Origin of the sequence: Streptomyces sp. DSM 41931 (assembly GCF_050271085.1) — a bacterium.
Classification (GTDB): domain Bacteria; phylum Actinomycetota; class Actinomycetes; order Streptomycetales; family Streptomycetaceae; genus Streptomyces; species Streptomyces albogriseolus.
Genome location: NZ_CP189902.1, coordinates 1,552,999 through 1,576,597, shown reverse-complemented (window position 1 = coordinate 1,576,597; position 23,599 = coordinate 1,552,999). Strand labels below are relative to the sequence as shown.

Annotated in this window: 19 protein-coding genes; 13 read left to right on the top strand and 6 right to left on the bottom strand. The window is 71.3% G+C overall.

Features of this window, described 5'->3' with window-relative positions; translation table 11 throughout:
- Positions 1 to 654 carry an MBL fold metallo-hydrolase gene (locus tag ACP7TJ_RS07505; protein ID WP_093766731.1) on the bottom strand — a complete coding sequence of 218 codons (654 nt, stop codon included), beginning with the start codon at positions 652 to 654 and terminating at the stop codon, positions 1 to 3.
- A 39-nt stretch (positions 655 to 693) separates the two neighbouring features.
- Complete coding sequence (locus tag ACP7TJ_RS07500) at positions 694 to 1,383, bottom strand: maleylpyruvate isomerase family mycothiol-dependent enzyme (RefSeq protein WP_167742737.1); 690 nt, start codon at positions 1,381 to 1,383, stop codon at positions 694 to 696.
- A gap of 223 nt (positions 1,384 to 1,606) precedes the next feature.
- Between ACP7TJ_RS07500 and uvrA the strand changes: the two genes are divergently transcribed.
- Complete coding sequence (gene uvrA / locus ACP7TJ_RS07495; RefSeq protein WP_427762544.1) at positions 1,607 to 4,615, top strand: excinuclease ABC subunit UvrA; 3,009 nt, start codon at positions 1,607 to 1,609, stop codon at positions 4,613 to 4,615.
- A 66-nt stretch (positions 4,616 to 4,681) separates the two neighbouring features.
- Here the strand turns inward: uvrA and ACP7TJ_RS07490 are convergent, their stop codons facing one another.
- The gene (locus ACP7TJ_RS07490; RefSeq protein ID WP_167742735.1) at positions 4,682 to 5,602 is read right to left on the bottom strand and encodes a carbohydrate kinase family protein; all 921 of its coding nucleotides are present in this window, start codon (positions 5,600 to 5,602) and stop codon (positions 4,682 to 4,684) included.
- A complete protein-coding gene (locus ACP7TJ_RS07485; protein WP_189912760.1) occupies positions 5,599 to 6,633 on the bottom strand; it encodes a LacI family DNA-binding transcriptional regulator in 1,035 nt (344 codons plus the stop codon). Before ACP7TJ_RS07485 ends, ACP7TJ_RS07490 begins: the two co-directional genes overlap by 4 nt.
- A gap of 333 nt (positions 6,634 to 6,966) precedes the next feature.
- Between ACP7TJ_RS07485 and ACP7TJ_RS07480 the strand changes: the two genes are divergently transcribed.
- Positions 6,967 to 7,389 carry a Rieske (2Fe-2S) protein gene (locus ACP7TJ_RS07480; RefSeq protein WP_093766735.1) on the top strand — a complete coding sequence of 141 codons (423 nt, stop codon included), beginning with the start codon at positions 6,967 to 6,969 and terminating at the stop codon, positions 7,387 to 7,389.
- A gap of 32 nt (positions 7,390 to 7,421) precedes the next feature.
- Here ACP7TJ_RS07480 and ACP7TJ_RS07475 read toward each other — a convergent pair whose 3' ends face one another.
- A complete protein-coding gene (locus ACP7TJ_RS07475; RefSeq protein WP_167742733.1) occupies positions 7,422 to 8,369 on the bottom strand; it encodes a hypothetical protein in 948 nt (315 codons plus the stop codon).
- A 332-nt stretch (positions 8,370 to 8,701) separates the two neighbouring features.
- Entirely contained in the window at positions 8,702 to 8,878 is a 177-nt protein-coding gene (locus ACP7TJ_RS07470; protein WP_167742732.1) for a hypothetical protein, read from the bottom strand.
- A 318-nt stretch (positions 8,879 to 9,196) separates the two neighbouring features.
- Between ACP7TJ_RS07470 and uvrC the strand changes: the two genes are divergently transcribed.
- From uvrC to pgi, 11 genes are all read left to right on the top strand, one after another.
- Positions 9,197 to 11,314, top strand: a complete 2,118-nt coding sequence (gene uvrC, locus ACP7TJ_RS07465; RefSeq protein ID WP_403449261.1) for an excinuclease ABC subunit UvrC — start codon at positions 9,197 to 9,199, stop codon at positions 11,312 to 11,314.
- Entirely contained in the window at positions 11,311 to 12,306 is a 996-nt protein-coding gene (gene rapZ, locus ACP7TJ_RS07460) for an RNase adapter RapZ (protein WP_093766738.1), read from the top strand. Before uvrC ends, rapZ begins: the two co-directional genes overlap by 4 nt.
- The gene (locus ACP7TJ_RS07455) at positions 12,303 to 13,370 is read left to right on the top strand and encodes a gluconeogenesis factor YvcK family protein (protein ID WP_093766739.1); all 1,068 of its coding nucleotides are present in this window, start codon (positions 12,303 to 12,305) and stop codon (positions 13,368 to 13,370) included. Before rapZ ends, ACP7TJ_RS07455 begins: the two co-directional genes overlap by 4 nt.
- On the top strand, positions 13,361 to 14,350 hold the full coding sequence (gene whiA / locus ACP7TJ_RS07450) for a DNA-binding protein WhiA (protein WP_006135276.1): 990 nt from the start codon (positions 13,361 to 13,363) through the stop codon (positions 14,348 to 14,350). Before ACP7TJ_RS07455 ends, whiA begins: the two co-directional genes overlap by 10 nt.
- A 169-nt stretch (positions 14,351 to 14,519) precedes the next feature.
- Entirely contained in the window at positions 14,520 to 17,474 is a 2,955-nt protein-coding gene (locus ACP7TJ_RS07445) for a M14 family zinc carboxypeptidase (RefSeq protein WP_427762540.1), read from the top strand.
- A gap of 225 nt (positions 17,475 to 17,699) precedes the next feature.
- Positions 17,700 to 18,707: a type I glyceraldehyde-3-phosphate dehydrogenase gene (gene gap / locus ACP7TJ_RS07440; RefSeq protein WP_093766741.1), complete on the top strand. Its 1,008-nt coding sequence runs from the start codon at positions 17,700 to 17,702 to the stop codon at positions 18,705 to 18,707.
- A 159-nt stretch (positions 18,708 to 18,866) separates the two neighbouring features.
- Positions 18,867 to 20,078 carry a phosphoglycerate kinase gene (locus tag ACP7TJ_RS07435; protein WP_093766742.1) on the top strand — a complete coding sequence of 404 codons (1,212 nt, stop codon included), beginning with the start codon at positions 18,867 to 18,869 and terminating at the stop codon, positions 20,076 to 20,078.
- Between the two features lie 6 nt (positions 20,079 to 20,084).
- Positions 20,085 to 20,861, top strand: a complete 777-nt coding sequence (gene tpiA, locus ACP7TJ_RS07430; protein WP_266545369.1) for a triose-phosphate isomerase — start codon at positions 20,085 to 20,087, stop codon at positions 20,859 to 20,861.
- A gap of 146 nt (positions 20,862 to 21,007) precedes the next feature.
- Positions 21,008 to 21,238: a preprotein translocase subunit SecG gene (gene secG / locus ACP7TJ_RS07425; RefSeq protein ID WP_030858697.1), complete on the top strand. Its 231-nt coding sequence runs from the start codon at positions 21,008 to 21,010 to the stop codon at positions 21,236 to 21,238.
- 212 nt (positions 21,239 to 21,450) lie between these two features.
- A complete protein-coding gene (locus ACP7TJ_RS07420) occupies positions 21,451 to 21,786 on the top strand; it encodes an RNA polymerase-binding protein RbpA (protein WP_003957010.1) in 336 nt (111 codons plus the stop codon).
- A 142-nt stretch (positions 21,787 to 21,928) separates the two neighbouring features.
- Positions 21,929 to 23,584 (top strand): glucose-6-phosphate isomerase, encoded by a 1,656-nt coding sequence (gene pgi / locus ACP7TJ_RS07415; RefSeq protein ID WP_266545366.1) that lies wholly within the window; start codon positions 21,929 to 21,931, stop codon positions 23,582 to 23,584.
- Positions 23,585 to 23,599: the final 15 nt, after the last annotated feature.

The window sequence follows — 23,599 nt, the reverse complement described above, 5'->3', positions numbered from 1 at the left end:
TTACCAGCCCCGTCGGCGCCACTCCGCGAGGTGGGGCCGCTCAGTGCCGAGGGTGGTGTCATTGCCGTGGCCGGGGTAGACCCACGTCTCGTCGGGCAGGGCGTCGAACACCTTGGTCTCCAGGCCGTCCATCAAGGAGTTGAACTCCTCCGGCCGTGTTGTCCGACCAGGACCCCCTGGGAACAGACAGTCCCCGGTGAACACATGGGGATGCCCGTGGGGGTCGTCGTAGACGAGGGCGATCGAGCCGGGGGTGTGGCCGACGAGGTGGCGGGCGGTGAGCTCGACCTGGCCGACCCGGATGACGTCGCCGTCGTCGACCGGTGTGTCGGTCGGCACCGGGATGCCCTCGGCGTCGTACCGGCCCGCGTAGGTGCGGGCGCCGGTGGCGGCCACGACCTCCGCGAGCGCCTGCCAGTGGTCGGCGTGCCGGTGGGTGGTGACGACGGACGCGATGCCGTCGTCACCGATCATGCCCAGCAGCGTGCCGGCGTCGTTCGCCGCGTCGATCAGCAGTTGCTCGTCGGTGGCCCGGCAGCGCAGCAGGTACGCGTTGTTCTCCATGGGGCCGACCGCGACCTTGGTGATCATCAGGTCCTTGAGTTCGTGCACGTCGGCCGCCCCGCCGACCGACACCCGCCCGCTGTACGTCATGAGCGTCAGCCTAGCGCCGGATCCGGCGCCGGACAGTGCTCACAGGGGCGGGAGCTTCGGGAGGTCCCCGCCCTTCACCGTCAGGGCGCCGCCGTCCCGGCGTCCGGCGAGCCAGCCGAGCAGACCGGCGGGCGTCCCCTCGACCCTGACCGGGCCGCCGTCCGCCCCGCCGCCGGTCGTCCAGGTGCGGCCGTCGGCGGCCGACAGGGTGGTGGCGGGCACCTCGGGGTGGCCGCTGAAACGCGCGGCGAGGAACGCGATCTCCCGGTCGGTGAAGCCGGCCGGCAGGTCCTCCAGCTCGTAGCCGATCCCCAGGTCGACGTGGTGCAGCTCCACCTCGATCCAGCGCCGGAACGGCACCCGCTCGGCGCGGTCGGTGACGCCGTTGCGCAGTTCGACGGTGCGGGACCAGTCCGCCGGGACCGCGGCCGCCGCGCGGAAGCGCTCCGCGCTCTCCCGCACGTCCGCGATCTGCTCGTCCAGGGGGCGCGCGGCGCCCGCCTCGATGTCGGCGTCCCGGGCCTCGGCGGAGGCGTACATGGGGCGGCCCTCGAAGACGTTCACCAGGGCGTCAGCGTTGCGGGCCAGGTGGGTCAGCACATGACCGCGGGTCCAGCCGGGCAGGCGTGACGACTGGGTCACAGCCGCGTTGTCCAGTGCGCCGACCGCGTGGAGCAGCCGCTCGGTAGCGGCGTGTACAGACGCCAGGTCATCAGCGTGATCAATCATGCCGCCGACCCTAGCCGCGTCACACCTTCGGGTGAAGGAGGTGAACCGGTCGGCAAAATCGAATGCACGTGCTATAAGGTCGGACGCGGCGTCGGGCATGCTGGAGAGCCGGGGTTTGTTGACTATCCGTGAATCCGAACCGGCGTTGTCAGTGGCTCCCCCTAGTCTGAAAAGGACGGGGGCCCCGCCCCTGTCACTTCCCTCAAGAAAGGTGCGGACCGGCGTGGCCGACCGTCTCATCGTCCGTGGAGCGCGCGAGCACAACCTCAAGAACGTCTCGCTCGACCTCCCGCGCGACTCGCTCATCGTGTTCACGGGCCTGTCGGGGTCGGGCAAGTCCTCGCTGGCCTTCGACACCATCTTCGCCGAGGGGCAGCGGCGCTACGTCGAGTCGCTCTCCTCCTACGCCCGGCAGTTCCTCGGCCAGATGGACAAGCCGGACGTCGACTTCATCGAGGGCCTGTCCCCGGCGGTCTCCATCGACCAGAAGTCCACCTCGCGCAACCCGCGCTCCACGGTCGGCACCATCACCGAGGTCTACGACTACCTGCGTCTGCTCTTCGCGCGCATCGGCAAGCCGCACTGTCCCGAGTGTGGCCGCCCGATCTCCCGCCAGTCGCCGCAGGCCATCGTCGACAAGGTCCTGGAGCTGCCGGAGGGCAGCCGCTTCCAGGTGCTCTCCCCGCTGGTGCGCGAGCGCAAGGGCGAGTTCGTCGACCTCTTCTCCGACCTCCAGACCAAGGGCTACTCCCGCGCGCGGGTGGACGGCGAGACCGTCCAGCTGTCCAGCCCGCCCACGCTGAAGAAGCAGGAGAAGCACACCATCGAGGTGGTCGTGGACCGCCTCACCGTCAAGGACGGCGCCAAGCGCCGTCTCACCGACTCCGTGGAGACCGCCCTCGGGCTGTCCGGCGGCATGGTCGTGCTCGACTTCGTCGACCTCCCCGAGGACGACCCCGAACGCGAGCGCATGTACTCCGAGCACCTCTACTGCCCGTACGACGACCTGTCGTTCGAGGAGCTGGAGCCCCGCTCGTTCTCCTTCAACTCGCCCTTCGGCGCCTGCCCCGAGTGCACCGGCATCGGCACGCGCATGGAGGTCGACCCCGAGCTGATCGTCCCCGACCCGGACAAGAGCCTCGACGAGGGTGCCATCCACCCGTGGTCCCACGGCCACACCAAGGACTACTTCGACCGCCTGATCGGCGCCCTCGCGGACGCGCTGGGCTTCCGCACGGACATCCCGTGGGCCGGCCTGCCGCAGCGCGCCAAGAAGGCCCTGCTGCACGGCCACAAGACCCAGGTCGAGGTCCGCTACCGCAACCGCTACGGGCGCGAGCGGCGCTACACCACGGCCTTCGAGGGCGCGGTGCCGTTCGTCAAGCGGCGGCACAGCGAGGCCGAGAGCGACGCCAGCCGCGAGCGCTTCGAGGGCTACATGCGCGAGGTGCCCTGCCCCTCCTGCGAGGGCACGCGCCTCAAGCCGGTCGTCCTCGCCGTCACGGTCATGGGCAAGTCCATCGCCGAGGTCTCCGCGATGTCCATCAGCGACTGCGCGGACTTCCTGGGCGAGCTGAAGCTGACCGCCCGTGACAAGAAGATCGCCGAGCGCGTCCTCAAGGAGGTCAACGAGCGGCTGCGCTTCCTGGTCGACGTCGGCCTGGACTACCTCTCGCTGAACCGCGCAGCGGGCACCCTCTCTGGCGGCGAGGCCCAGCGCATCCGTCTGGCCACCCAGATCGGCAGCGGCCTCGTCGGCGTGCTCTACGTGCTCGACGAGCCGTCCATCGGTCTGCACCAGCGTGACAACCACCGGCTGATCGAGACCCTGGTCCGGCTGCGCGACATGGGCAACACGCTCATCGTCGTGGAGCACGACGAGGACACCATCAAGGTCGCCGACTGGATCGTCGACATCGGCCCCGGCGCCGGCGAGCACGGCGGCAAGGTCGTGCACAGCGGCTCCCTCAAGGAGCTGCTCGCCAACGCCGAGTCGCAGACCGGCCAGTACCTGTCGGGCAAGAAGGCGATCCCGCTGCCCGACATCCGGCGCCCGCACGACCCGTCGCGCCGCATCACGGTGCGCGGCGCCCGGGAGAACAACCTGCGGGACATCGACGTGTCCTTCCCGCTGGGCGTGTTCACCGCGGTCACCGGCGTGTCCGGCTCCGGCAAGTCCACGCTGGTCAACGACATCCTGTACACGCACCTCGCCCGCGAGCTGAACGGCGCGCGCAGCGTGCCCGGCCGGCACACGCGCGTCGAGGGCGACGACCTCGTCGACAAGGTCGTCCACGTCGACCAGTCGCCCATCGGCCGCACCCCCCGGTCCAACCCGGCGACGTACACGGGCGTCTTCGACCACATCCGCAAGCTGTTCGCGGAGACGACGGAGGCGAAGGTCCGCGGCTACATGCCGGGCCGCTTCTCCTTCAACGTCAAGGGCGGCCGCTGCGAGAACTGCTCGGGCGACGGCACCATCAAGATCGAGATGAACTTCCTGCCGGACGTCTACGTCCCCTGCGAGGTCTGCCACGGCGCCCGCTACAACCGGGAGACGCTGGAGGTCCACTACAAGGGCAAGTCCATCGCCGACGTGCTGAACATGCCGATCGAAGAGGCCATGCACTTCTTCGAGGCGGTCCCGGCGATCTCCCGCCACCTGCGGACGCTCAACGACGTCGGCCTCGGCTACGTCCGGCTCGGCCAGTCCGCGACCACCCTGTCCGGCGGCGAGGCACAGCGCGTCAAGCTCGCCAGCGAGCTGCAGAAGCGCTCCACCGGCCGCACGGTGTACGTCCTCGACGAGCCGACGACCGGTCTGCACTTCGAGGACATCAGCAAGCTGCTGACGGTCCTGTCCGGCCTGGTCGACAAGGGCAACACCGTGATCGTCATCGAGCACAACCTCGATGTCATCAAGACGGCCGACTGGGTCGTCGACATGGGCCCCGAGGGCGGCGCCGGCGGCGGCCTCGTCGTCGCGGAGGGCACGCCCGAGCAGGTCGCCGGGGTGCCGGCCAGCCACACCGGCAAGTTCCTGCGGGAGATCCTGGGCGCGGAGCGGATCAGCGACGCCCCGCAGATGCGCGCCCCGCGCAAGGCGGCGAAGAAGACGGTCGCCGCCCGGTCGACGGCGAAGAAGACCACCACCAAGACGGTCACGACCACCGCCAAGAAGACGGCCGGGAAGACCGTCGCGAAGAAGACGACGCGCGGCACCAAGGCCTGACCGGCCCGCCCGCTCACCCGTGTGCCGTGCCGCGGAGGACAGCCTCCGCGGCACGGCACACGTGCGTCAGGCGGTTCTCCACGCCTCCAGCTCGTGGGCGTACGGAGGCTCCGCACCGGCGCGGGAGCAGGTGACCGCCGCCGCGCGCGCCGCGAAACGCAGCAGTCTCTCCCAGCCTTCGGCGCCGAGCGCCGCCACGCCCTCGTCGCTCAGCGCGTCCCGCTCGGACAGCCCGTGCAGCAGGGCCGCGTTCACCGTGTCGCCCGCGCCGATGGTGTCCACCACCACGACACGCTCACCCGGCACCGCGTACTCGGCGCCGTCACGGGTGTACGCCGTCAGCCCGTCCCCGCCCCGGGTGACCACGACCGCCGCGGGACCCGCCGCCAGCCACTCCCGCGGCGACCCGCCGAGCCACTCGGCGTCCTCCGCGGACAGCTTCAGCAGCGACACCGACGGCAGCCAGCTCCTGAACCGGGCCCGGTAGGCGTCGGCGTCCGCGATCAGCCCCGCCCGGATGTTGGGGTCGAGCGCCGTGAACACGCCCCGCGCCGACGCCTCGCGCAGCAGCGCCTCGTACGCGCTCGCACCCGGCTCCAGCACGAGGGAGCAGGTCCCGAAGGACACCGCGCGGGTGCCGGCGGGCAGCGCCTCGGGCTTGCCGAACAGCCGGTCCGCCGTGCCCTCCACGTAGAACGAGTAGGCCGCCGAGCCGTCGGCGCCGAGCGTGGCGACGGCGAGCGTCGTCGGCTCGTCACCCCGCTGCACCGGCGCCACGTCCACACCGGTCTCCCGCAGCCGCTCCAGCAGCGCCTCCCCGAACGCGTCCCGTGACACCCGGGAGCAGAACGCGGTGGGGGAGCCGAGGCGGCCGAGGGCCACCGCCGTGTTGAAGGGACCGCCGCCGAGCGCGGGCGTCAGCGCGGCGAGCGCACCCGCCCCCTGCGGTACCAGGTCGATCAGTGCCTCACCGGCTACGACGATCACGAGGGGTTCCTTTCTTCCCGGCAGCCGCAGGAGGTGCGGTGCACGAAGGTGCACGGGAGGCGTTCGGTACGGGTCGGCCGGTCCGGGTCGGCGAGACGGTCCAGCAGCATCCGGACGGCCCGCGCGCCGATGTCGCGGCTCGGCTGGGACACGGCCGTGAGGCGGGGCGAGAAGAGGTCGGCCCAGGCGAAGTCGTCGAAGCAGCACAGGGCGATGTCCCCGGGCACGGACAGGCCGTGGGTGTGCAGGGCGCGCAGCGCGCCGATGGTCATGGCGTTGTTGGCGGTGATCAGCGCGGTGGGGCGCGAACCGAGGCGCAGCAGCTCGGCCGTGGCGCGCTCGCCCCCCGCGGCCTCCGAGTCGCCGTGCACCAGGATCCGCTCGTCGAACGGCAGCCCCGCAGCCGCCAGCCCGTGCCGGTAACCGGTGATCCGCTCGGCGGTCGTGCTGAGCCCGGGCAATCCGGCCACCAGACCGATTCGGCGGTGACCCAGACCGGCGAGATGGGTGACCAGGCCGGCGGTCGGCTCGGTGCTCTCGGCGCAGACCTGGTCGAAGAGGGGCGGCTCGTCCCCGGCGGGCGGGCCGACCAGCCGGTCCAGGAACACGGCCGGCACCTGGTGCCGCCTCAGGTAGGCCAGGAGGTCGCCGGGCTCGGGCGAGGGCGCCACGATCATGCCCTCCACCCGGCGCTCGTGGAGCAGCTGGACGACCTTGCGCTCGTGCGCCGGGTCGTCGTGCGGATCGGCGATGAGGAGGCTGTACCCGCGTTCCAGGGCAGCCGCCTCCACGCCCTGGAGGATCTCCGTGAAGTACGGGTTGCTGATCGTCGACACCGCGAGCCCGATCGACCGGGTGCGGGCCGTGACCAGCGAGCGGGCCAGGGTGTTGGGGGTGTAACCGAGCTTCTCCACGGCGTCCAGGACGGCCTGGCGGGTGTGGGGCAGCACCGGGCGGGTGCCGTTCAGCACATGCGAGACGGTCGCGATGGAGACTCCGGCGCTGCGCGCCACATCCGCCATGGTCGCCATCGTCGTCCGTTCTCCTTCGTGCGGGGCCTCTGAGCGGGCTCGGGTGGGGACCGTATCGCATGGGAGTGGCGGTCGTAAACGCTTGCGTAAGCGTTTACGCGAGCGTTTGCGCGAACGCTTACGCGAGCGCTTACGCAAGCCTTTGCGCTCCGCCTCGCGCAATCGCTTACGTCAGCGCTTGCGCGAGCGTTTACTCACACGCTCACGCGAGCGGTCCACGCGGACCTCCTTCGCGTCCCGGCGCACACCCCCACCCACCCGCGATCCGCCCCACCGCCCCCGGTATCGTCCCGGTGAACAGTCGTCCACCGCGTACGAACCGTGGGAGCCCGCATGTCCGCCCGACCCGCCGCGACCCGCCGGACCGTCCTGCGAGGCGCGGCCCTCACACCCGTCGTAGGGCTGGGACTCACCGCGTGCGGGGGCGGCGGCGACGACAGGTCGGCCCCGCTGGCCGGGCCCGTCGAGCTGGGCCCGGAGAGCGAGGTGGCCGCGGGTGGCGCGAAGCTCTACCGGGACCACAACGTGGTCGTCAGCCGGGGCGAGGACGGTTCCCTCACCGCGTACAACACCGTGTGCACGCACGCGGGGTGCCCCATCAACAAGCTGGACGGGACCAGGCTGGTCTGCCCGTGTCACGGCAGCGAGTTCGACGTCACCACGGGGAAGGTGCTGCGTGAGCCGGCCGTGGCGCCCCTGAAGCCGCTGGCCGTCGAGGTGAGGAACGGCACCCTGGTCGCCAGGCCCCGCGACTGACGCGCGGCCGGGTCACCGGGGTTTCGGCCGGATCACTCCCAGTCCCAGGCGATCCCCACGTAGCCCGCCCGCAGGCGCGGTTCCACCAGGTGCACCGAGCGGTGCCGCGCGCTGAGGGGCAGTTCCTGGCGGCCTCCGCGCGGGGCAGCGGCGGAGTGCTGGGTGAAGCGGTGGCACCGCACCGGGAGTGCGGCGGTGTCGAAGCAGACCTGGAGCGCGTACTGGCCGCCGGGGGAGTCCGCGCCCCGCACGTACTCGCGGCAGACGCCGGCCGTGCCGTCCTCCACGGTGTACCGGAAGAGGAAGGTGTCGCCGGCGCGCAGCCCGAGGTCGAAGAGCAGCTCGGCCGCGAGGACGCCGGTGTCGTGGTGCCGGCGTACGCGGCCGATGCGGCAGTTCTCCAGGGCGCGGACGTGCATGCGCTCCGGGTCGGCGCCCGGGCCGCCGTGGTGGACGGCGACGTAGCGGTCGACGCCGTCGCGGTGCGCGCGCACGATGTGGTGGGACTCGCGCTGCGCCAGTTCCCGGCGGGCGCCGATGCGCACCCGCTCGTGGTGGCCCAGGGTGTGCAGCCCGCCGTCGCGCGGGGTGCCGAACTCGGCCAGCAGCTTGTCCAGGACGCCCGAGGCCTCGACGAGGGAGCGGTAGGAGCGGCCGGCGGAGCGGCGGTCCCCGGCCCGGTCGTCCGTCTCGGCGAGCAGACGGATCAGTGACTCCTCCGGCAGCTGAAGGATCTCCTCCAGCGCCCGTACGGCGCGCAGCGACTCCGGGCGCTGCGGGCGGCGGGCGCCCTGCTGCCAGTAGCTCAGGCTGGTGACGCCCACCCTCACGCCGTGGCGCGACAGGTGGTGCTGCACCCGCTGCAACGGCAGTCCCCGCGCGGCGATCGCGGCGCGCAGGGCGACGTGGAACGGGCCGCCGCGCAGGACCGAGTCCAGTTCTGCGGTGGCGGCGTCCGCGTGCGGTGTGGCGTGCGGCATGCAGGGGCCTTTCTGTGAAGGTCACAACGGCTGGTCAGACCGTTCGCAGGGGCATCCCGGGGGCCCGCCCCCGTCGGCACGGCGCGGTCTTCACATGCGTACGCCGTCGTTCAGCGCCCCGAGTTCCTCCGCATTGAAGCGTGTTGACCAAGTCCCGACAACCGTCTGGCGGCAAGAGCGGCACACGCGAGGGGGCCGTACCGGCCGTGCGGCCGGTACGGCCCCCTGGGACGCGTACGGGATGTTCTTCTTCGTGGTTCTTGGCGGTTGTGCGCGGTCTTCGTCGTCTTCGTGGTTCTTCGTCCGGGGCGCGACGTGGGCGCGTCCGGGGATCAGGCCCCGTCGGTGCGGTTCCGGCCGCGGAGCCGCGAGTCGGCGGCCCGGAGGCGCTTCGCGCGCACGATGTCGGGGTCGCGCGGGTCGAGGGACTCGGGGAAGGCGGCCGTCTCGTCCGTGTACCGGCGGTACCGGGCCGGCCGTCGTGCTTTCTCGATCCGCGTCTGTCGCATACGACCTCCCGACTCGCGGCCACGTGGGTGCCCGCTGTCACGACCGCCTCGGACCACCGGCCGGAATGCCGGTGCGGACCGCCGGGCGGACCGCCGCTGCGGCCCGTCCGCCGGCCCCGGTGATCGCCCGAAGCACGGACCCCCCACCTTCCCGCTTACCGGCCGCCGTAACCCATCCGGCCCGTATCAGTCCCGACGGACCCGCCTCCCGGGCTGCACGGGACCGCCTCCCGCGCCCTCCGCGACCACCCCGGACCCCCACCTCCGCCGTCCCCGGCCCCCGCCGTGCTGTCGGTGTCCGCCAGTAGGGTGTGTTGCATGGCCGACCCCTCCAGCTACCGCCCCAGACCAGGTGAGATCCCCGACTCGCCGGGGGTCTACCGGTTCCGCGACGAGCACCGCCGGGTGATCTACGTCGGGAAGGCGAAGAGCCTGCGCCAGCGCCTGGCGAACTACTTCCAGGACCTGGCCGGGCTGCACCCGCGCACCCGGTCGATGGTGACCACGGCCGCGTCCGTGGAGTGGACGGTGGTCTCGACCGAGGTCGAGGCACTGCAGCTGGAGTACTCCTGGATCAAGGAGTTCGACCCCCGGTTCAACGTCAAGTACCGCGACGACAAGAGCTACCCGTACCTCGCGGTGACGATGAACGAGGAGTACCCGCGCGTGCAGGTGATGCGCGGTCACAAGAAGAAGGGCGTGCGCTACTTCGGCCCGTACGCGCACGCGTGGGCGATCCGCGACACCGTGGACCTGATGCTGCGCGTCTTCCCGGTGCGCACGTGCTCGGCGGGCGTGTTCAAGAACGCCGCCCGCACCGGCCGCCCCTGCCTGCTCGGTTACATCGGCAAGTGCTCGGCGCCCTGCGTGGAGCGGATCTCCGCAGAGGACCACCGGGAGCTGGCCGAGGAGTTCTGCGACTTCATGGCCGGCCGCACCGGCACCTATCTGCGCCGTCTGGAGCGGCAGATGGCGGAGGCGGCCGAGGAGATGGAGTACGAGCGGGCCGCGCGCCTGCGCGACGACATCGGCGCGCTGAAGAAGGCCATGGAGAAGAACGCGGTGGTGCTGGCGGACGCCACCGACGCGGACCTGATCGCGGTCGCCGAGGACGAGCTGGAGGCCGCCGTCCAGATCTTCCACGTGCGCGGCGGGCGCGTGCGCGGCCAGCGCGGCTGGGTCACGGACAAGGTCGAGGAGATCACCACCGGCGCCCTGGTGGAGCACGCACTGCAGCAGCTCTACGGCGAGGAGACCGGCGACGCCGTGCCGCGCGAGGTGCTGGTCCCCGCCCTGCCGGACCCGGTGGAGCCGGTGCAGGAGTGGCTCACCGGGCGGCGCGGTTCGAGCGTCTCCCTGCGCGTTCCGCAGCGCGGCGACAAGAAGGCCCTGATGGAGACGGTCCAGCGCAACGCGCAGCAGGCGCTCGTGCTGCACAAGACCAAGCGCGCCTCCGACCTCACCACGCGCTCGCGCGCGCTGGAGGAGATCAGCGACGCCCTGGACCTGGACAGCGCACCGCTGCGGATCGAGTGCTACGACATCTCGCACCTCCAGGGCGACGACGTCGTGGCCTCCATGGTCGTCTTCGAGGACGGGCTGGCCCGCAAGAGCGAGTACCGGCGCTTCCAGATCAAGGGCTTCGCCGGCCAGGACGACGTGCGGTCCATGCACGAGGTGATCACCCGCCGCTTCCGCCGCTACCTGGCGGAGAAGGAGCGCACGGGGGAGTGGACCGACGGCGAGGAGCCGGGCGCCGTGGCGGAGCCGGGCGCCGTGCCGGAGGCGGGGACGGACGGCGAGGGTCTCGCCGAGCCGCCCGCGAGCACCCTCACCGAGGACGACGGGCGCCCCAAGCGGTTCGCGTACCCGCCGCAGCTCGTCGTGGTGGACGGCGGCGCGCCGCAGGTCGCGGCGGCCCAGCGGGCGCTGGACGAGCTGGGCATCGACGACATCGCGGTGTGCGGTCTCGCCAAGCGGCTGGAGGAGGTGTGGCTGCCCGGGGACGACGACCCGGTGGTGCTGCCCCGGACGAGCGAGGGCCTGTACCTGCTGCAGCGCATCCGGGACGAGGCGCACCGCTTCGCGATCACCTATCAGCGCGCCAAGCGCGCCAAGCGCTTCCGCTCCAGCCCTCTGGACGAGGTGCCCGGCCTCGGCGAGACCCGGAAGCAGGCGCTGATCAAGCACTTCGGTTCGTTGAAGCGGCTGCGGTCGGCGACAATCGATCAGATCTGTGACGTTCCGGGCATAGGCCGTAAGACGGCCGAGACGGTCGTCGCGGCTCTCGCCCAGGCCGCACCCGGCGGCCCCGCCGTGAACACGGCGACGGGCGAGATCATGGATGACACGGAAGAACCCGGGCAGCAGACGGGTTCTCCGGGGGAGCCCGTGTCCACGGGCGCCCCGGACGAACGACGGGGGCAGGAGCGATGACCGAGCACGAGACAGGGCCCGGGGACCGGGCGGCACAGCAGGCAGGCGGGGCCACGGCCCGCGCCGGCGTCCGGCAGGACAACGGAGCACAGGTGAAGACGGGCAAGGACAACGGCGGGGTGCCCGAGGTGGGCATCCCCGAGCTGGTGATCATCTCCGGGATGTCCGGGGCCGGCCGGTCGACGGCCGCGAAGTGTCTGGAGGACCTCGGCTGGTTCGTCGTCGACAACCTGCCGCCGGCGCTGATCCCCACCATGGTGGAGCTCGGCGCGCGCTCCCAGGGCAACGTGGCGCGGATCGCGGTCGTCGTCGACGTCCGCGGCCGGCGCTTCTTCGACAACCTGCGCGAGTCCCTCGCCGACCTCGACGCGCGCGGGGTCACCCGTCGCACGGTCTTCCTGGAGTCCTCCGACGAGGCTCTGGTGCGCCGCTTCGAGTCGGTGCGCCGTCCGCACCCGCTCCAGGGCGACGGCCGGATCGTCGACGGCATCGCCGCCGAGCGGGAGCTGCTGCGCGAGCTGCGCGGCGACGCCGACCTGGTGATCGACACCTCCGGGCTCAACGTGCACGAGCTGCGCGCGAAGATGCACGCGCAGTTCGCCGGCGAGGAGGAACCCGAGCTGCGGGCCACCGTGATGTCCTTCGGCTTCAAGTACGGCCTGCCGGTCGACGCCGACCTGGTCGTGGACATGCGGTTCCTGCCCAACCCGCACTGGATCCCGGAGCTGCGCCCCTACACCGGCCTCAACGAGGAGGTGGCGTCGTACGTCTTCAACCAGCCCGGCGCCAAGGAGTTCCTCGACCGGTACGCCGAGCTGCTGCGCCTGGTCGCCGCGGGCTACCGCCGTGAGGGCAAGCGCTACGTGACCATCGCGGTCGGCTGCACGGGCGGCAAGCACCGCTCGGTCGCCATGTCGGAGAAGCTCGCCGCCCGGCTCGCCGCGGAGGGTGTGGAGACGGTGGTCGTCCACCGGGACATGGGACGGGAATGACACGACGTACTCCGCGGCTGAGCCGGCTGCGCAGAGCGGTCCCCGAGGGCCGCGCCGGCCGGCCGGCCGAGACGCGTGGCGCGCGCCCGCGCCGCAGGGGTGCCCAGCCCAAGGTCGTCGCCCTCGGCGGCGGCATGGGCCTGTCCGCCTCGCTCGCCGCCCTGCGCCGGATCACCGGCGACCTCACGGCCGTGGTCACCGTCGCCGACGACGGCGGCTCCAGCGGCCGTCTGCGTGACGAACTGGGCGTGCTGCCCCCCGGCGACCTGCGCAAAGCGCTCGCCGCGCTGTGCGGGGACGACGACTGGGGTCAGACCTGGGCGCGCGTCATCCAGCACCGCTTCCAGTCCAAGGGCGACCTGCACGAGCACGCGGTCGGCAATCTGCTGATCGTCGCCCTCTGGGAGCAGCTGGGCGACCACGTCAAGGCGCTGGACCTGGTGGGGCGGCTGCTCGGCGCGCACGGCCGGGTGCTGCCCATGTCCGCCGTGCCGCTGGAGCTCCAGGCGCTGGTCAAGGGACACGACCCGGAGCGCCCCGACGACATCGACACCGTCCGCGGCCAGGCCACCGTGGCGCTCACCCCCGGCGAGGTGCAGTCGGTGCACCTCGTGCCGAACGACCCGCCGGCCGTGCCCGAGGCGGTCGCGGCGGTGCTCGACGCCGACTGGGTGGTGCTGGGACCCGGCTCCTGGTTCTCCTCGGTGATCCCGCACCTGCTGGTCCCGGAGCTGCTGGACGCCCTCGTCGAGACGAAGGCGCGCCGGGTACTCTCGCTGAACCTCGCCCCGCAGCCGGGAGAAACCGAGGGCTTCTCCCCGCAGCGTCATTTGGAGGTTTTGGGGCGACACGCCCCTAAACTCGCCCTGGACGTGGTGCTGGCCGACGAGGCCGCCGTGCCCGACCGCGACTTGCTGACCGATGCCGCCAAGCGGTTCGGCGCCGCGGTCGAGCTGGCCCCCGTGGCCCGGCCCGACGGAAGCCCCCGGCACGACCCGGAGCTGTTGGCCGCCGCGTACGACCGTATTTTTCGGATGCATGGAAGGATCGGCCCATGGCGATGACGGCAGCGGTGAAGGACGAGATCAGCCGGCTCCCCGTCACCCGTACCTGCTGCAGGAAGGCGGAGGTCTCCGCCATTCTGCGGTTCGCCGGCGGCCTCCACCTGGTCAGCGGGCGCATTGTGATCGAGGCGGAGCTGGACACCGCCATGGCCGCCCGGCGGCTCAAGCGGGACATCCTGGAGATCTTCGGCCACAGCTCCGAACTGATCGTGATGGCGCCGGGCGGACTGCGCCGCGGCTCGCGCTACGTGGTGCGCGTGGTCGCGGGCGGTGACCAGCTCGCCCGTCAGACCGGTCTGGTGGACGGCCGGGGCCGTCCGATCCGCGGCCTGCCCCCGCAGGTGGTCTCGGGGGCCACCTGCGACGCCGAGGCCGCCTGGCGGGGCGCGTTCCTCGCGCACGGCTCCCTCACCGAGCCCGGCCGCTCCTCCTCCCTCGAGGTGACCTGCCCGGGTCCTGAGGCCGCGCTCGCCCTGGTCGGCGCCGCCCGCCGGCTGCACATCGCCGCCAAGGCGCGCGAGGTGCGCGGCGTGGACCGTGTGGTCGTCCGGGACGGCGACGCGATCGGCGCGCTGCTCACCCGGCTGGGCGCGCACGAGTCGGTGCTGGCCTGGGAGGAACGCCGGATGCGCCGGGAGGTGCGCGCCACGGCGAACCGGCTGGCCAACTTCGATGACGCCAACCTGCGCCGTTCCGCCCGCGCCGCCGTCGCGGCCGGCGCCCGGGTGCAGCGCGCGCTGGAGATCCTCGGCGACGACGTGCCCGAGCACCTCGCCGCGGCCGGCCGGCTGCGCATGGAGCACAAGCAGGCCTCCCTGGAGGAGCTGGGCGCGCTCGCCGACCCGCCGCTCACCAAGGACGCGGTGGCCGGACGCATCCGCCGGCTGCTGGCCATGGCCGACAAGCGCGCCCAGGACCTCGGCATCCCGGGCACGGAGGCCAACCTCAGCGAGGAACTGGACGACAAGATCGGCGTCTGACCCGGCCGGGCGACCGTCCACCGACACCCGATCAGAACACCGGCGCCGCCGCCCACTTGGGTGACCGGCGCCGGTTTTTTGTGTCGTGGCGGCGCCCTTGACTCGATCATGTTGTGTCATGAGCCTGGCATCTGTTCGCCGCCGTGGCGGACCTCTTTCAGGGGGGCTCATGAGACGAAGAGCGAGATCGATCCTCGCTGTCGGCACGCTCCTGCTCGGCGGAGCCGGCTTCGCACCTGTCGCCCAGGCACAGCCCGCACCGCCCTCGCCCGGTGATCCCGGCGAGGTCAAGGTCTACCGCGCCGACGTCACACGGCAGCAGGTACCCCTGCTGCTGGCGGCGGGGCAGGACGGTCACGAACTCGGCGAGCGGGTGCCCGAGCGGGGCACGGCCGCCGTCGAGGTGTACCTCACCGAGGGCCAGGCCCGGAAGCTGGAGCAACAGGGCGTCGACCTCACCGAGCACACGCTTCCCGCCCGGGCCGAGAAGCGCGTGGCGGACGCCGCCGAGGGCGTGTTCCGGCCGTACAGCGGCACGGGCGGCCTCAAGGAGGAGATCCTGCGCACCGCGCAGCGCAACCCCTCCCTCACCAAGGTCGTCTCCATCGGGAAGACGATCCAGGGCAAGGACATCCTCGCCCTGAAGCTCACCAAGCACGCCCGCACCAGCAAGGACGGCTCCCGGCCGGCCGTCCTCTACATGGCCAACCAGCACGCCCGTGAGTGGATCACGCCGGAGATGACCCGCCGGCTGATGCACCACTACCTGGACCGCTACCGGACCGACAGGCGGATCAAGCGGATCGTCGACACCACCGAGCTGTGGTTCGTCCTCTCCGCCAACCCCGACGGATACGACTACACGTTCGCCGACGACGCGAACCGCCTGTGGCGCAAGAACCTGCGGGACGTCAACGGCGACGGGAAGATCGGCTCCGGCGACGGTGTCGACCTCAACCGGAACTTCCCCTACAAGTGGGGCTACGACGACGAGGGCTCCTCGCCCAGCCCCTCCAGCCAGACCTACCGGGGCGCCTCCCCGGGCTCCGAGCCCGAGACCAAGGCGATCGACGCCTTCCAGAGGCGCATCGGCTTCACCTACGGCATCAACTACCACTCCGCGGCCGAGCTGCTCCTCTACGGGGTCGGCTGGCAGGTGGCCACGCCGACCCCCGACGACGTGCTGTACAAGGCGCTCGCGGGCACGCCGGACAACTCGGCGATCCCCGGCTACCACCCGCAGCTCTCCTCCGAGCTGTACACCACCAACGGCGAGGCCGACGGGCACGCGGCCAACGTCAACGGCATGGCGATGTTCACCCCGGAGATGTCGACCTGTCAGACCGCCTCCGCGTACGACCCCGACGACGCCTGGGAGGCCGGCGACTGCCGTTCGATCTTCACCTTCCCGGACGACGAGAAGCTGATCCAGCAGGAGTTCGCCAAGAACGTCCCGTTCGCGCTCTCCGTCGCCGAGAGCGCCGCGCACCCCGACCGGCCGTCCTCCGCGGTCGGCCTGGAGGCCGCGGACTTCACCCCGGCGGCCTTCACGACGTCCTACGCGCGCGGTGAGGACCAGGAGGTCTCCGTCGTGGCCCGCAAGGCGGTGCGCGACAAGGAGCTGCGGTACCGGGTCAACGGCGGCCGCACCCACAGCGCGGATCTCCGGCCCTGGCGGGGCGGCGAGCGCTACGGCGGCGAGGACGACCTCTACTTCGACGAGTACCGCGCCAAGGTCCGGCACGGGGAGCCCGGCGACCGGGTCGAGGTGTGGTTCACCGGCAAGGCCCGCGGCGGCAAGAAGGTGTCGAGCAAGCCCTTCGCCTACACCGTGGCCGAGCGGCCCCGCGCGGACGTCCTCCTCGTGTCCGAGGAGGGCGCGAAGGCCACGGGCACGAAGACCTACCTCGACGCGCTCCGGGCGAACGGCCGCAGCGCCGCCGTCTGGGACGTGGCCGAGAAGGGCGCGCCGGACGCGCTCGGCGTGCTGAGCCACTTCCGCACCGTCGTCCACCACACCGGGGCGGCCGTCCCGGGCGTCGCCACCCAGCTCCAGCTGCGGGCCCACCTCAACGAGGGCGGCCGGCTGATCGAGGCGGGCGAGCAGGCCGGTGGCAGCGTCGACCTCGGCGACGGCGTCCTGTCCGACGACTTCAGCCAGTACTACCTGGGCGCCTACTCCCGCACCGCCACCTCCGGCGCCACCGCGTTCACCGGCGCCGGACGCCTCTCCGGCACCGGCGGGCCGCTCGGCGACGCGCCCGGGAACCCGCTCGACCGGCCCGGCAGCTACGCCCTGACCTCCGACGAGCTGCCGCCCGCCACGTACCCGCAGTTCGCGAGCGCCGGCGCCGGGTCGTTCACCGGCACGGTCAACCCGTACGGGCCCTACGCGGGTTCCTTCATGGCGGCCGCCGTGCACACCGACGACGGCTACAAGCGCCTCACCCGCACCGTCGACCTCACCGGTGTCACCGCCGCCGAGCGGCCCACGCTGCGCACCCGTCTGCTGTGGGACACCGAGCCGGGCTACGACAACGTGATCGTCGAGGCGCGCACGGCCGGCGGCGACGACTGGACGACGCTGCCCGAGGCGGGCGGCGCCACCCGCACCACCGTGCCGTCCGAGTGCGCGGCCGGGTTCTACCTCGCCGGGCACCCCTGGCTGGAGCACTACCTGACCCTCGGCGGCGACGGCTGCGCGGCCACCGGCACCACCGGCGCCTGGAACAGCCTCACCGGGTCCTCCGGCGGCTGGCAGCAGGTGGAGTTCGACCTGAGCGCCTACGCGGGCCGGACGGCCGAGGTGTCGGTCGCCTACGTCACCGACCCGGGCAGCGGCGGCCGGGGCGTCCTCGCCGACGAGGCCTCGCTGGTCGTGGGAGGGACCGTGACCGAGACCGAGGGCTTCGAGGAGTCCCTGGGCGCCTGGCGGGCCTCCGGACCGCCCCCGGGCAGCCCGGCCGTGCTGAAGGACTGGACCCGCACCGGGGAGCTGTTCCGGACGTACGCGGCGGTCACCACGGAGGACACCGTGCTGCTGGGCTTCGGCCTGGAGCACCTCACCTCGGCGGCCGACCGGGCGGCTCTGCTGAGGAAGGCGCTGGCCGCCGTCCGCGGGTGACACCGGCGCCGGCGAAACCGGTCACGGACGGCGAAAAGGGGTGACTGAAGACCGTCGCCCTGGGGCGGTCCGTACCCTACTGGCGGGTACGGGCCGCACTGCCGGGTATGGGACAACTCGATGTCACGGCCGGGGCCCTGGAGAGGTAGGGTCGGCAGTGGTCGGGGACATCCCAAATACAGCTCGCCGGCGTCAGAGCCGGCGTACCAACGAGGAGATCGGTTCGTGACGATCCGCGTAGGCATCAACGGGTTTGGCCGCATCGGTCGGAACTACTTCCGCGCACTGCTGGAGCAGGGCGCCGACATCGAGATCGTGGCCGTCAACGACCTGGGCGACACGGCGACCACCGCGCACCTGCTGAAGTACGACACCGTCCTGGGCCGTCTCAAGCAGGAGGTCTCGCACACCGAGGACACCATCACCGTCGGCGGCAAGACGGTCAAGGTCCTCTCCGAGCGCAACCCCGCCGACATCCCGTGGGGCGAGCTGGGCGTCGACATCGTCATCGAGTCGACCGGCATCTTCACCAAGAAGGAAGACGCCGAGAAGCACATCGCCGGCGGCGCCAAGAAGGTCATCATCTCCGCCCCGGCGAAGAACGAGGACATCACCCTCGTCATGGGCGTGAACCACGAGCAGTACGACTCGGCGAACCACCACGTCATCTCCAACGCCTCCTGCACCACCAACTGTGTGGCGCCCATGGCGAAGGTGCTCGACGAGAACTTCGGCATCGTCAAGGGTCTGATGACGACGGTGCACGCGTACACGAACGACCAGCGCATCCTGGACTTCCCGCACAAGGACCTGCGCCGCGCCCGTGCCGCCGCCGAGAACATCATCCCGACGACCACCGGTGCCGCGAAGGCCACCGCCCTGGTGCTGCCGCAGCTCAAGGGCAAGCTGGACGGCATGGCCATGCGCGTCCCGGTCCCGACCGGCTCCGTCACGGACCTGGTGGTCGAGCTCTCCCGCGAGGTCACCAAGGAAGAGGTCAACGCCGCCTTCCAGAAGGCCGCCGAGGGCGAGCTGAAGGGCTACCTGGAGTACACGGAGGACGCGATCGTCTCCTCCGACATCGTCAACGCCCCGGCGTCCTGCACCTTCGACTCCTCCCTGACCATGGTCCAGGAGGGCAAGAACGTGAAGGTCATCGGCTGGTACGACAACGAGTGGGGTTACAGCAACCGCCTCGTCGACCTGACGGTCTTCATCGGCAACCAGCTCTGATCGTGGAGCGGACGGCCTGATATGAGTGCAGGGCTCGGACGGCGCGGCGACGCGCCGTCCGAGCCCTGACGCACGTATCGGAACGGTCGCCCTCTTTCGATCACGAGCGATCATGAGCGAACAGGTCGCTGAACACGTTGCTCTGACAGGGAGCCCCCTATGAAGACGATCGACGAACTCCTCTCCGAAGGCGTCGCGGGCAAGCGGGTCTTCGTCCGCGCCGACCTCAACGTGCCGCTGGACGGCACCGCCATCACCGACGACGGCCGCATCCGCGCCGTACTGCCCACCGTCAAGGCGCTCGCCGCCGCGGGCGCGCGGGTGGTCGTCGCCTCGCACCTGGGCCGCCCCAAGGGCGCCCCGGACCCCGCCTTCTCGCTCGGCCCCGCCGCCGCGCGCCTCGGTGAACTCCTCGGCGCGGACGTCGCGTTCGCCACCGACACGGTCGGCGAGTCCGCCTCCTCGACCGTCGCAGGCCTCGCCGACGGCCAGGTCGCGGTCGTCGAGAACCTGCGCTTCAACGCGGGCGAGACCAGCAAGGACGACGCCGAGCGCGGCGCCTTCGCCGACCGGCTGGCCGCCCTCGCCGACGTCTACGTCGGCGACGGCTTCGGCGCGGTGCACCGCAAGCACGCCTCGGTCTTCGACCTCCCGGCCCGCCTGCCGCACTACGCCGGGTACCTCATCGCCACCGAGGTCGGCGTGCTGAAGAAGCTCACCGACGACGTCAAGCGCCCCTACGTGGTCGCCCTCGGCGGCGCCAAGGTCTCCGACAAGCTGGCCGTCATCGACCAGCTGCTCGGCAAGGCCGACCGCATCCTCATCGGCGGCGGCATGGCGTACACCTTCCTCAAGGCCAAGGGGTACGAGGTCGGCTCGTCCCTGCTCCAGGAGGACCAGATCCCGGCCGTCCAGGAGTACCTGGAGCGCGCCGAGAAGAGCGGCGTCGAGCTGGTGCTGCCGGTCGACACCCTGGTCGCCGGCGAGTTCCCCGACATGAAGGCCAAGGCGCCGGGCAACCCCGACACCGTCGCCGCGGACGCCATGCCGGCCGGGAAGATGGGCCTGGACATCGGTCCGGAGACCCGCAAGCTCTACGCCTCGAAGCTCGCCGACGCCGCCACCGTCTTCTGGAACGGCCCCATGGGCGTCTTCGAGCACCCCGACTACGCCGAAGGCACCAAGGCGGTCGCCCAGGCCCTCCTCGACTCCCCGGGCTTCACCGTGGTCGGCGGCGGGGACTCCGCCGCCGCGGTCCGTACCCTGGGCTTCGACGAGCAGGCATTCGGCCACATCTCGACCGGCGGCGGCGCCTCCCTCGAATACCTCGAGGGCAAGACGCTCCCCGGCCTCGCAGCACTGGAGGACTGACCCTCAATGACCACCCGTACGCCGCTGATGGCGGGCAACTGGAAGATGAACCTCAACCACCTCGAGGCCATCGCCCACGTCCAGAAGCTCGCCTTCGCCCTGGCCGACAAGGACTACGAGGCCGTCGAGGTCGCCGTCCTGCCGCCGTTCACCGACCTGCGCTCCGTGCAGACCCTGGTCGACGGCGACAAGCTGAAGATCAAGTACGGCGCCCAGGACATCTCGGCCCATGACGGCGGCGCCTACACCGGCGAGATCTCCGGACCCATGCTGGCCAAGCTGAAGTGCACCTACGTGGCGGTCGGCCACTCCGAGCGCCGCCAGTACCACGCCGAGACCGACGAGATCGTGAACGCCAAGGTGAAGGCCGCCTTCAAGCACGACATCACCCCGATCCTGTGCGTCGGCGAGGAGCTGGAGGTCCGTGAGGCGGGCAACCACGTCTCCCACACCCTCGCCCAGGTCGAGGGCGGTCTCAAGGACGTCCCGGCCGAACAGGCCGAGTCCGTCGTGATCGCCTACGAGCCGGTGTGGGCCATCGGCACCGGCAAGGTCTGCGGCGCCGAGGACGCCCAGGAGGTCTGCGCGGCCGTCCGCGGCAAGCTCGCCGAGCTGTACTCCCAGGAGCTGGCCGACAAGGTCCGCATCCAGTACGGCGGCTCCGTGAAGTCCGGCAACGTCGCCGAGATCATGGCGCAGCCCGACATCGACGGCGCCCTGGTCGGCGGCGCCTCGCTGGACGCCGACGAGTTCGTGAAGATCATCCGCTTCCGCGACCAGTGAGCGGCCGGGGGTGCGCCCGCCCGCGGGCGCACCCCCGGAGCGGGAGTAGGCCGCAGGGCTGATCCGTCGTACTCTTGCGGGGTCCAGTCCCGTGCTGGACCCCGTGTCGTCCATCCGTTTCCGAGGAAGTTGGTCCAGCCGTGGTTCTGGGGTTCTCCATCGCCCTGATCGTCTTCAGCCTGCTGCTGATGCTGCTGGTGCTGATGCACAAGGGGAAGGGCGGCGGCCTCTCCGACATGTTCGGTGGTGGCATGCAGTCGTCCGTCGGCGGCTCCTCGGTCGCCGAGCGCAACCTCGACCGGATCACGGTCGTGGTCGGTCTGCTCTGGTTCGCGTGCATCGTGGTGCTCGGCATCACGATGAAGATGAACAACTGACCCACGCGGCGCGATCCGCCCGTATTCCCCACGTAACGCCCCATGTTCGGTACGCGCAGCTGAGCGCGGCCTATCATGGGGCTTGCGTCTGGATGCGGAGACAGGTAACTCCTATCACTGGACGCGCGTTGGGCCTTACGTAGACTGAGGCGCTCGCAGCGAAGCGGTACGCCGACTCGCTTCGCGGCACCATTACGCAGGGAGTTACGACCGTGGCAAGTGGCAACGCGATCCGGGGAAGCCGGGTCGGGGCGGGGCCGATGGGCGAGGCCGAGCGCGGCGAGTCCGCGCCGCGGCTGCGCATCTCCTTCTGGTGCTCCAACGGGCACGAGACACAGCCGAGCTTCGCGAGCGACGCGCAGGTGCCCGACACCTGGGACTGCCCCCGCTGCGGATTCCCGGCCGGGCAGGACCGTGACAACCCGCCGGACCCGCCGCGCACCGAGCCCTACAAGACGCACCTCGCCTATGTGCGCGAGCGGCGCAGCGATGCGGACGGCGAGGCGATCCTCGCCGAGGCGCTCGCCAAGCTGCGGGGCGAGATCTGACCCCTGGCGCATACCGGGCGCCCTCCGCCTGCCGTCCCGCCGGTTCGCTCTCCGGACTCTTCCGTCCTCCGTACGACTGATCAATTAGGTTGGGATCAGTCGGCACAGCGGGGACATCCAAGGAAGAAGGCTGAAGTCCGAGATGAACGCAGAGGGCCGTAGCAGGCTCAACCAGACGCCCGAGTGGACCGCACTGGCCAAGCACCGTGAGGAGCTCGGCGAGGTGCGGCTGCGCGAGCTGTTCGAGGCCGACCCGGACCGCGGCACCGGCTACACCCTCCGGGTCGGTGACCTGTACGTCGACTACTCCAAGCATCTGGTCACCGACGAGACGCTGCGGCTGCTGCGTGAACTGGCGGCGGCCATGGACGTGTTCGGGTTGCGGGACGCGATGTTCCGCGGGGAGCGGATCAACACCACCGAGGACCGGGCGGTGCTGCACACCGCGCTGCGGGCGCCCAGGGACGCGGTGATCGAGGTCGACGGGGAGAACGTCGTCCCGGCCGTGCACGCGGTGCTGGACCGGATGGCCGACTTCGCCCGCCGGGTGCGTTCCGGTGAGTGGACGGGTCACACGGGCCGGCGGATCCGCAACGTCGTCAACATCGGCATCGGTGGTTCGGACCTGGGCCCGGCGATGGCCTACGAGGCGCTGCGCGCCTACACCGCGCGGGACATGACGTTCCGGTTCGTCTCCAACGTCGACGGCGCCGATCTGCACGAGGCGGTCCGTGATCTGGATCCTGCGGAGACGCTGTTCGTCGTGGCGTCGAAGACGTTCACCACGATCGAGACGGTCACCAACGCCACGTCCGCCCGCGCCTGGCTGCTGGAGGGCCTGGGCGGGGACGAGAAGGCGGTGGCGCGGCACTTCGTGGCGTTGTCGACGAACGCGGAGAAGGTCGCCGGGTTCGGGATCGACACGGCGAACATGTTCGAGTTCTGGGACTGGGTCGGCGGGCGGTACTCGTACGACTCGGCGATCGGACTGTCGTTGATGATCGCGATCGGTCCGGACCGGTTCCGGGAGATGCTGGACGGGTTCCGGATCGTCGACGACCACTTCCGCACCGCCCCGCCGGAGGCCAACGCGCCGTTGTTGATGGGTCTGTTGGGGGTCTGGTACAACAACTTCCACGATGCGCAGTCGCACGCCGTGCTGCCGTACTCGCACTACCTGTCGAAGTTCACCGCCTACCTCCAGCAGCTCGACATGGAGTCCAACGGCAAGTACGTCGGCCGGGACGGACGCGAGGTCGACTGGCAGACCGGTCCCGTGGTGTGGGGCACCCCGGGCACCAACGGGCAGCACGCCTACTACCAGCTGATCCACCAGGGCACCAAGCTCATCCCCGCCGACTTCATCGGCTTCGCCGAGCCCGTGGAGGAGCTGAGCGACCGGCTCGCCGCCCAGCACGACCTGCTGATGGCCAACTTCTTCGCCCAGACGCAGGCGCTGGCCTTCGGCAAGACCCCGGACGAGGTGCGCGCCGAGGGCGTGCCCGAGGAGCTCGTCCCGCACAAGACCTTCCAGGGCAACCACCCCACCACGACGATCGTCGCCCGGGCGCTCACCCCGTCCGTGCTGGGCCAGCTGGTCGCCCTCTACGAGCACAAGGTGTTCGTGCAGGGCGCGATCTGGGACATCGACTCCTTTGACCAGTGGGGCGTCGAACTCGGCAAGGTGCTCGCCAAGCGCGTCGAGCCCGCCCTCACCGAGGGCGCCGACGTCCCCGGCCTCGACCCCTCGACGAAGGCCCTGGTCGCCGCCTACCGGGAGCTGCGCGGCCGCAGTTGAGCACCAGGGAAGCGG

What these genes read in the sequence shown, in the direction of transcription:
- ACP7TJ_RS07505 (WP_093766731.1), bottom strand. Translation starts at nt 654, where the DNA reads ATGACGTACAGCGGGCGGGTGTCGGTCGGCGGGGCGGCCGACGTGCAC.
- ACP7TJ_RS07500 (WP_167742737.1), bottom strand. Translation starts at nt 1,383, where the DNA reads ATGATTGATCACGCTGATGACCTGGCGTCTGTACACGCCGCTACCGAG.
- ACP7TJ_RS07485 (WP_189912760.1), bottom strand. Translation starts at nt 6,633, where the DNA reads ATGGCGACCATGGCGGATGTGGCGCGCAGCGCCGGAGTCTCCATCGCG.
- ACP7TJ_RS07480 (WP_093766735.1), top strand. Translation starts at nt 6,967, where the DNA reads ATGTCCGCCCGACCCGCCGCGACCCGCCGGACCGTCCTGCGAGGCGCG.
- ACP7TJ_RS07475 (WP_167742733.1), bottom strand. Translation starts at nt 8,369, where the DNA reads ATGCCGCACGCCACACCGCACGCGGACGCCGCCACCGCAGAACTGGAC.
- ACP7TJ_RS07470 (WP_167742732.1), bottom strand. Translation starts at nt 8,878, where the DNA reads ATGCGACAGACGCGGATCGAGAAAGCACGACGGCCGGCCCGGTACCGC.
- uvrC (WP_403449261.1), top strand. Translation starts at nt 9,197, where the DNA reads ATGGCCGACCCCTCCAGCTACCGCCCCAGACCAGGTGAGATCCCCGAC.
- rapZ (WP_093766738.1), top strand. Translation starts at nt 11,311, where the DNA reads ATGACCGAGCACGAGACAGGGCCCGGGGACCGGGCGGCACAGCAGGCA.
- ACP7TJ_RS07455 (WP_093766739.1), top strand. Translation starts at nt 12,303, where the DNA reads ATGACACGACGTACTCCGCGGCTGAGCCGGCTGCGCAGAGCGGTCCCC.
- whiA (WP_006135276.1), top strand. Translation starts at nt 13,361, where the DNA reads ATGGCGATGACGGCAGCGGTGAAGGACGAGATCAGCCGGCTCCCCGTC.
- ACP7TJ_RS07445 (WP_427762540.1), top strand. Translation starts at nt 14,520, where the DNA reads ATGAGACGAAGAGCGAGATCGATCCTCGCTGTCGGCACGCTCCTGCTC.
- ACP7TJ_RS07435 (WP_093766742.1), top strand. Translation starts at nt 18,867, where the DNA reads ATGAAGACGATCGACGAACTCCTCTCCGAAGGCGTCGCGGGCAAGCGG.
- tpiA (WP_266545369.1), top strand. Translation starts at nt 20,085, where the DNA reads ATGACCACCCGTACGCCGCTGATGGCGGGCAACTGGAAGATGAACCTC.
- pgi (WP_266545366.1), top strand. Translation starts at nt 21,929, where the DNA reads ATGAACGCAGAGGGCCGTAGCAGGCTCAACCAGACGCCCGAGTGGACC.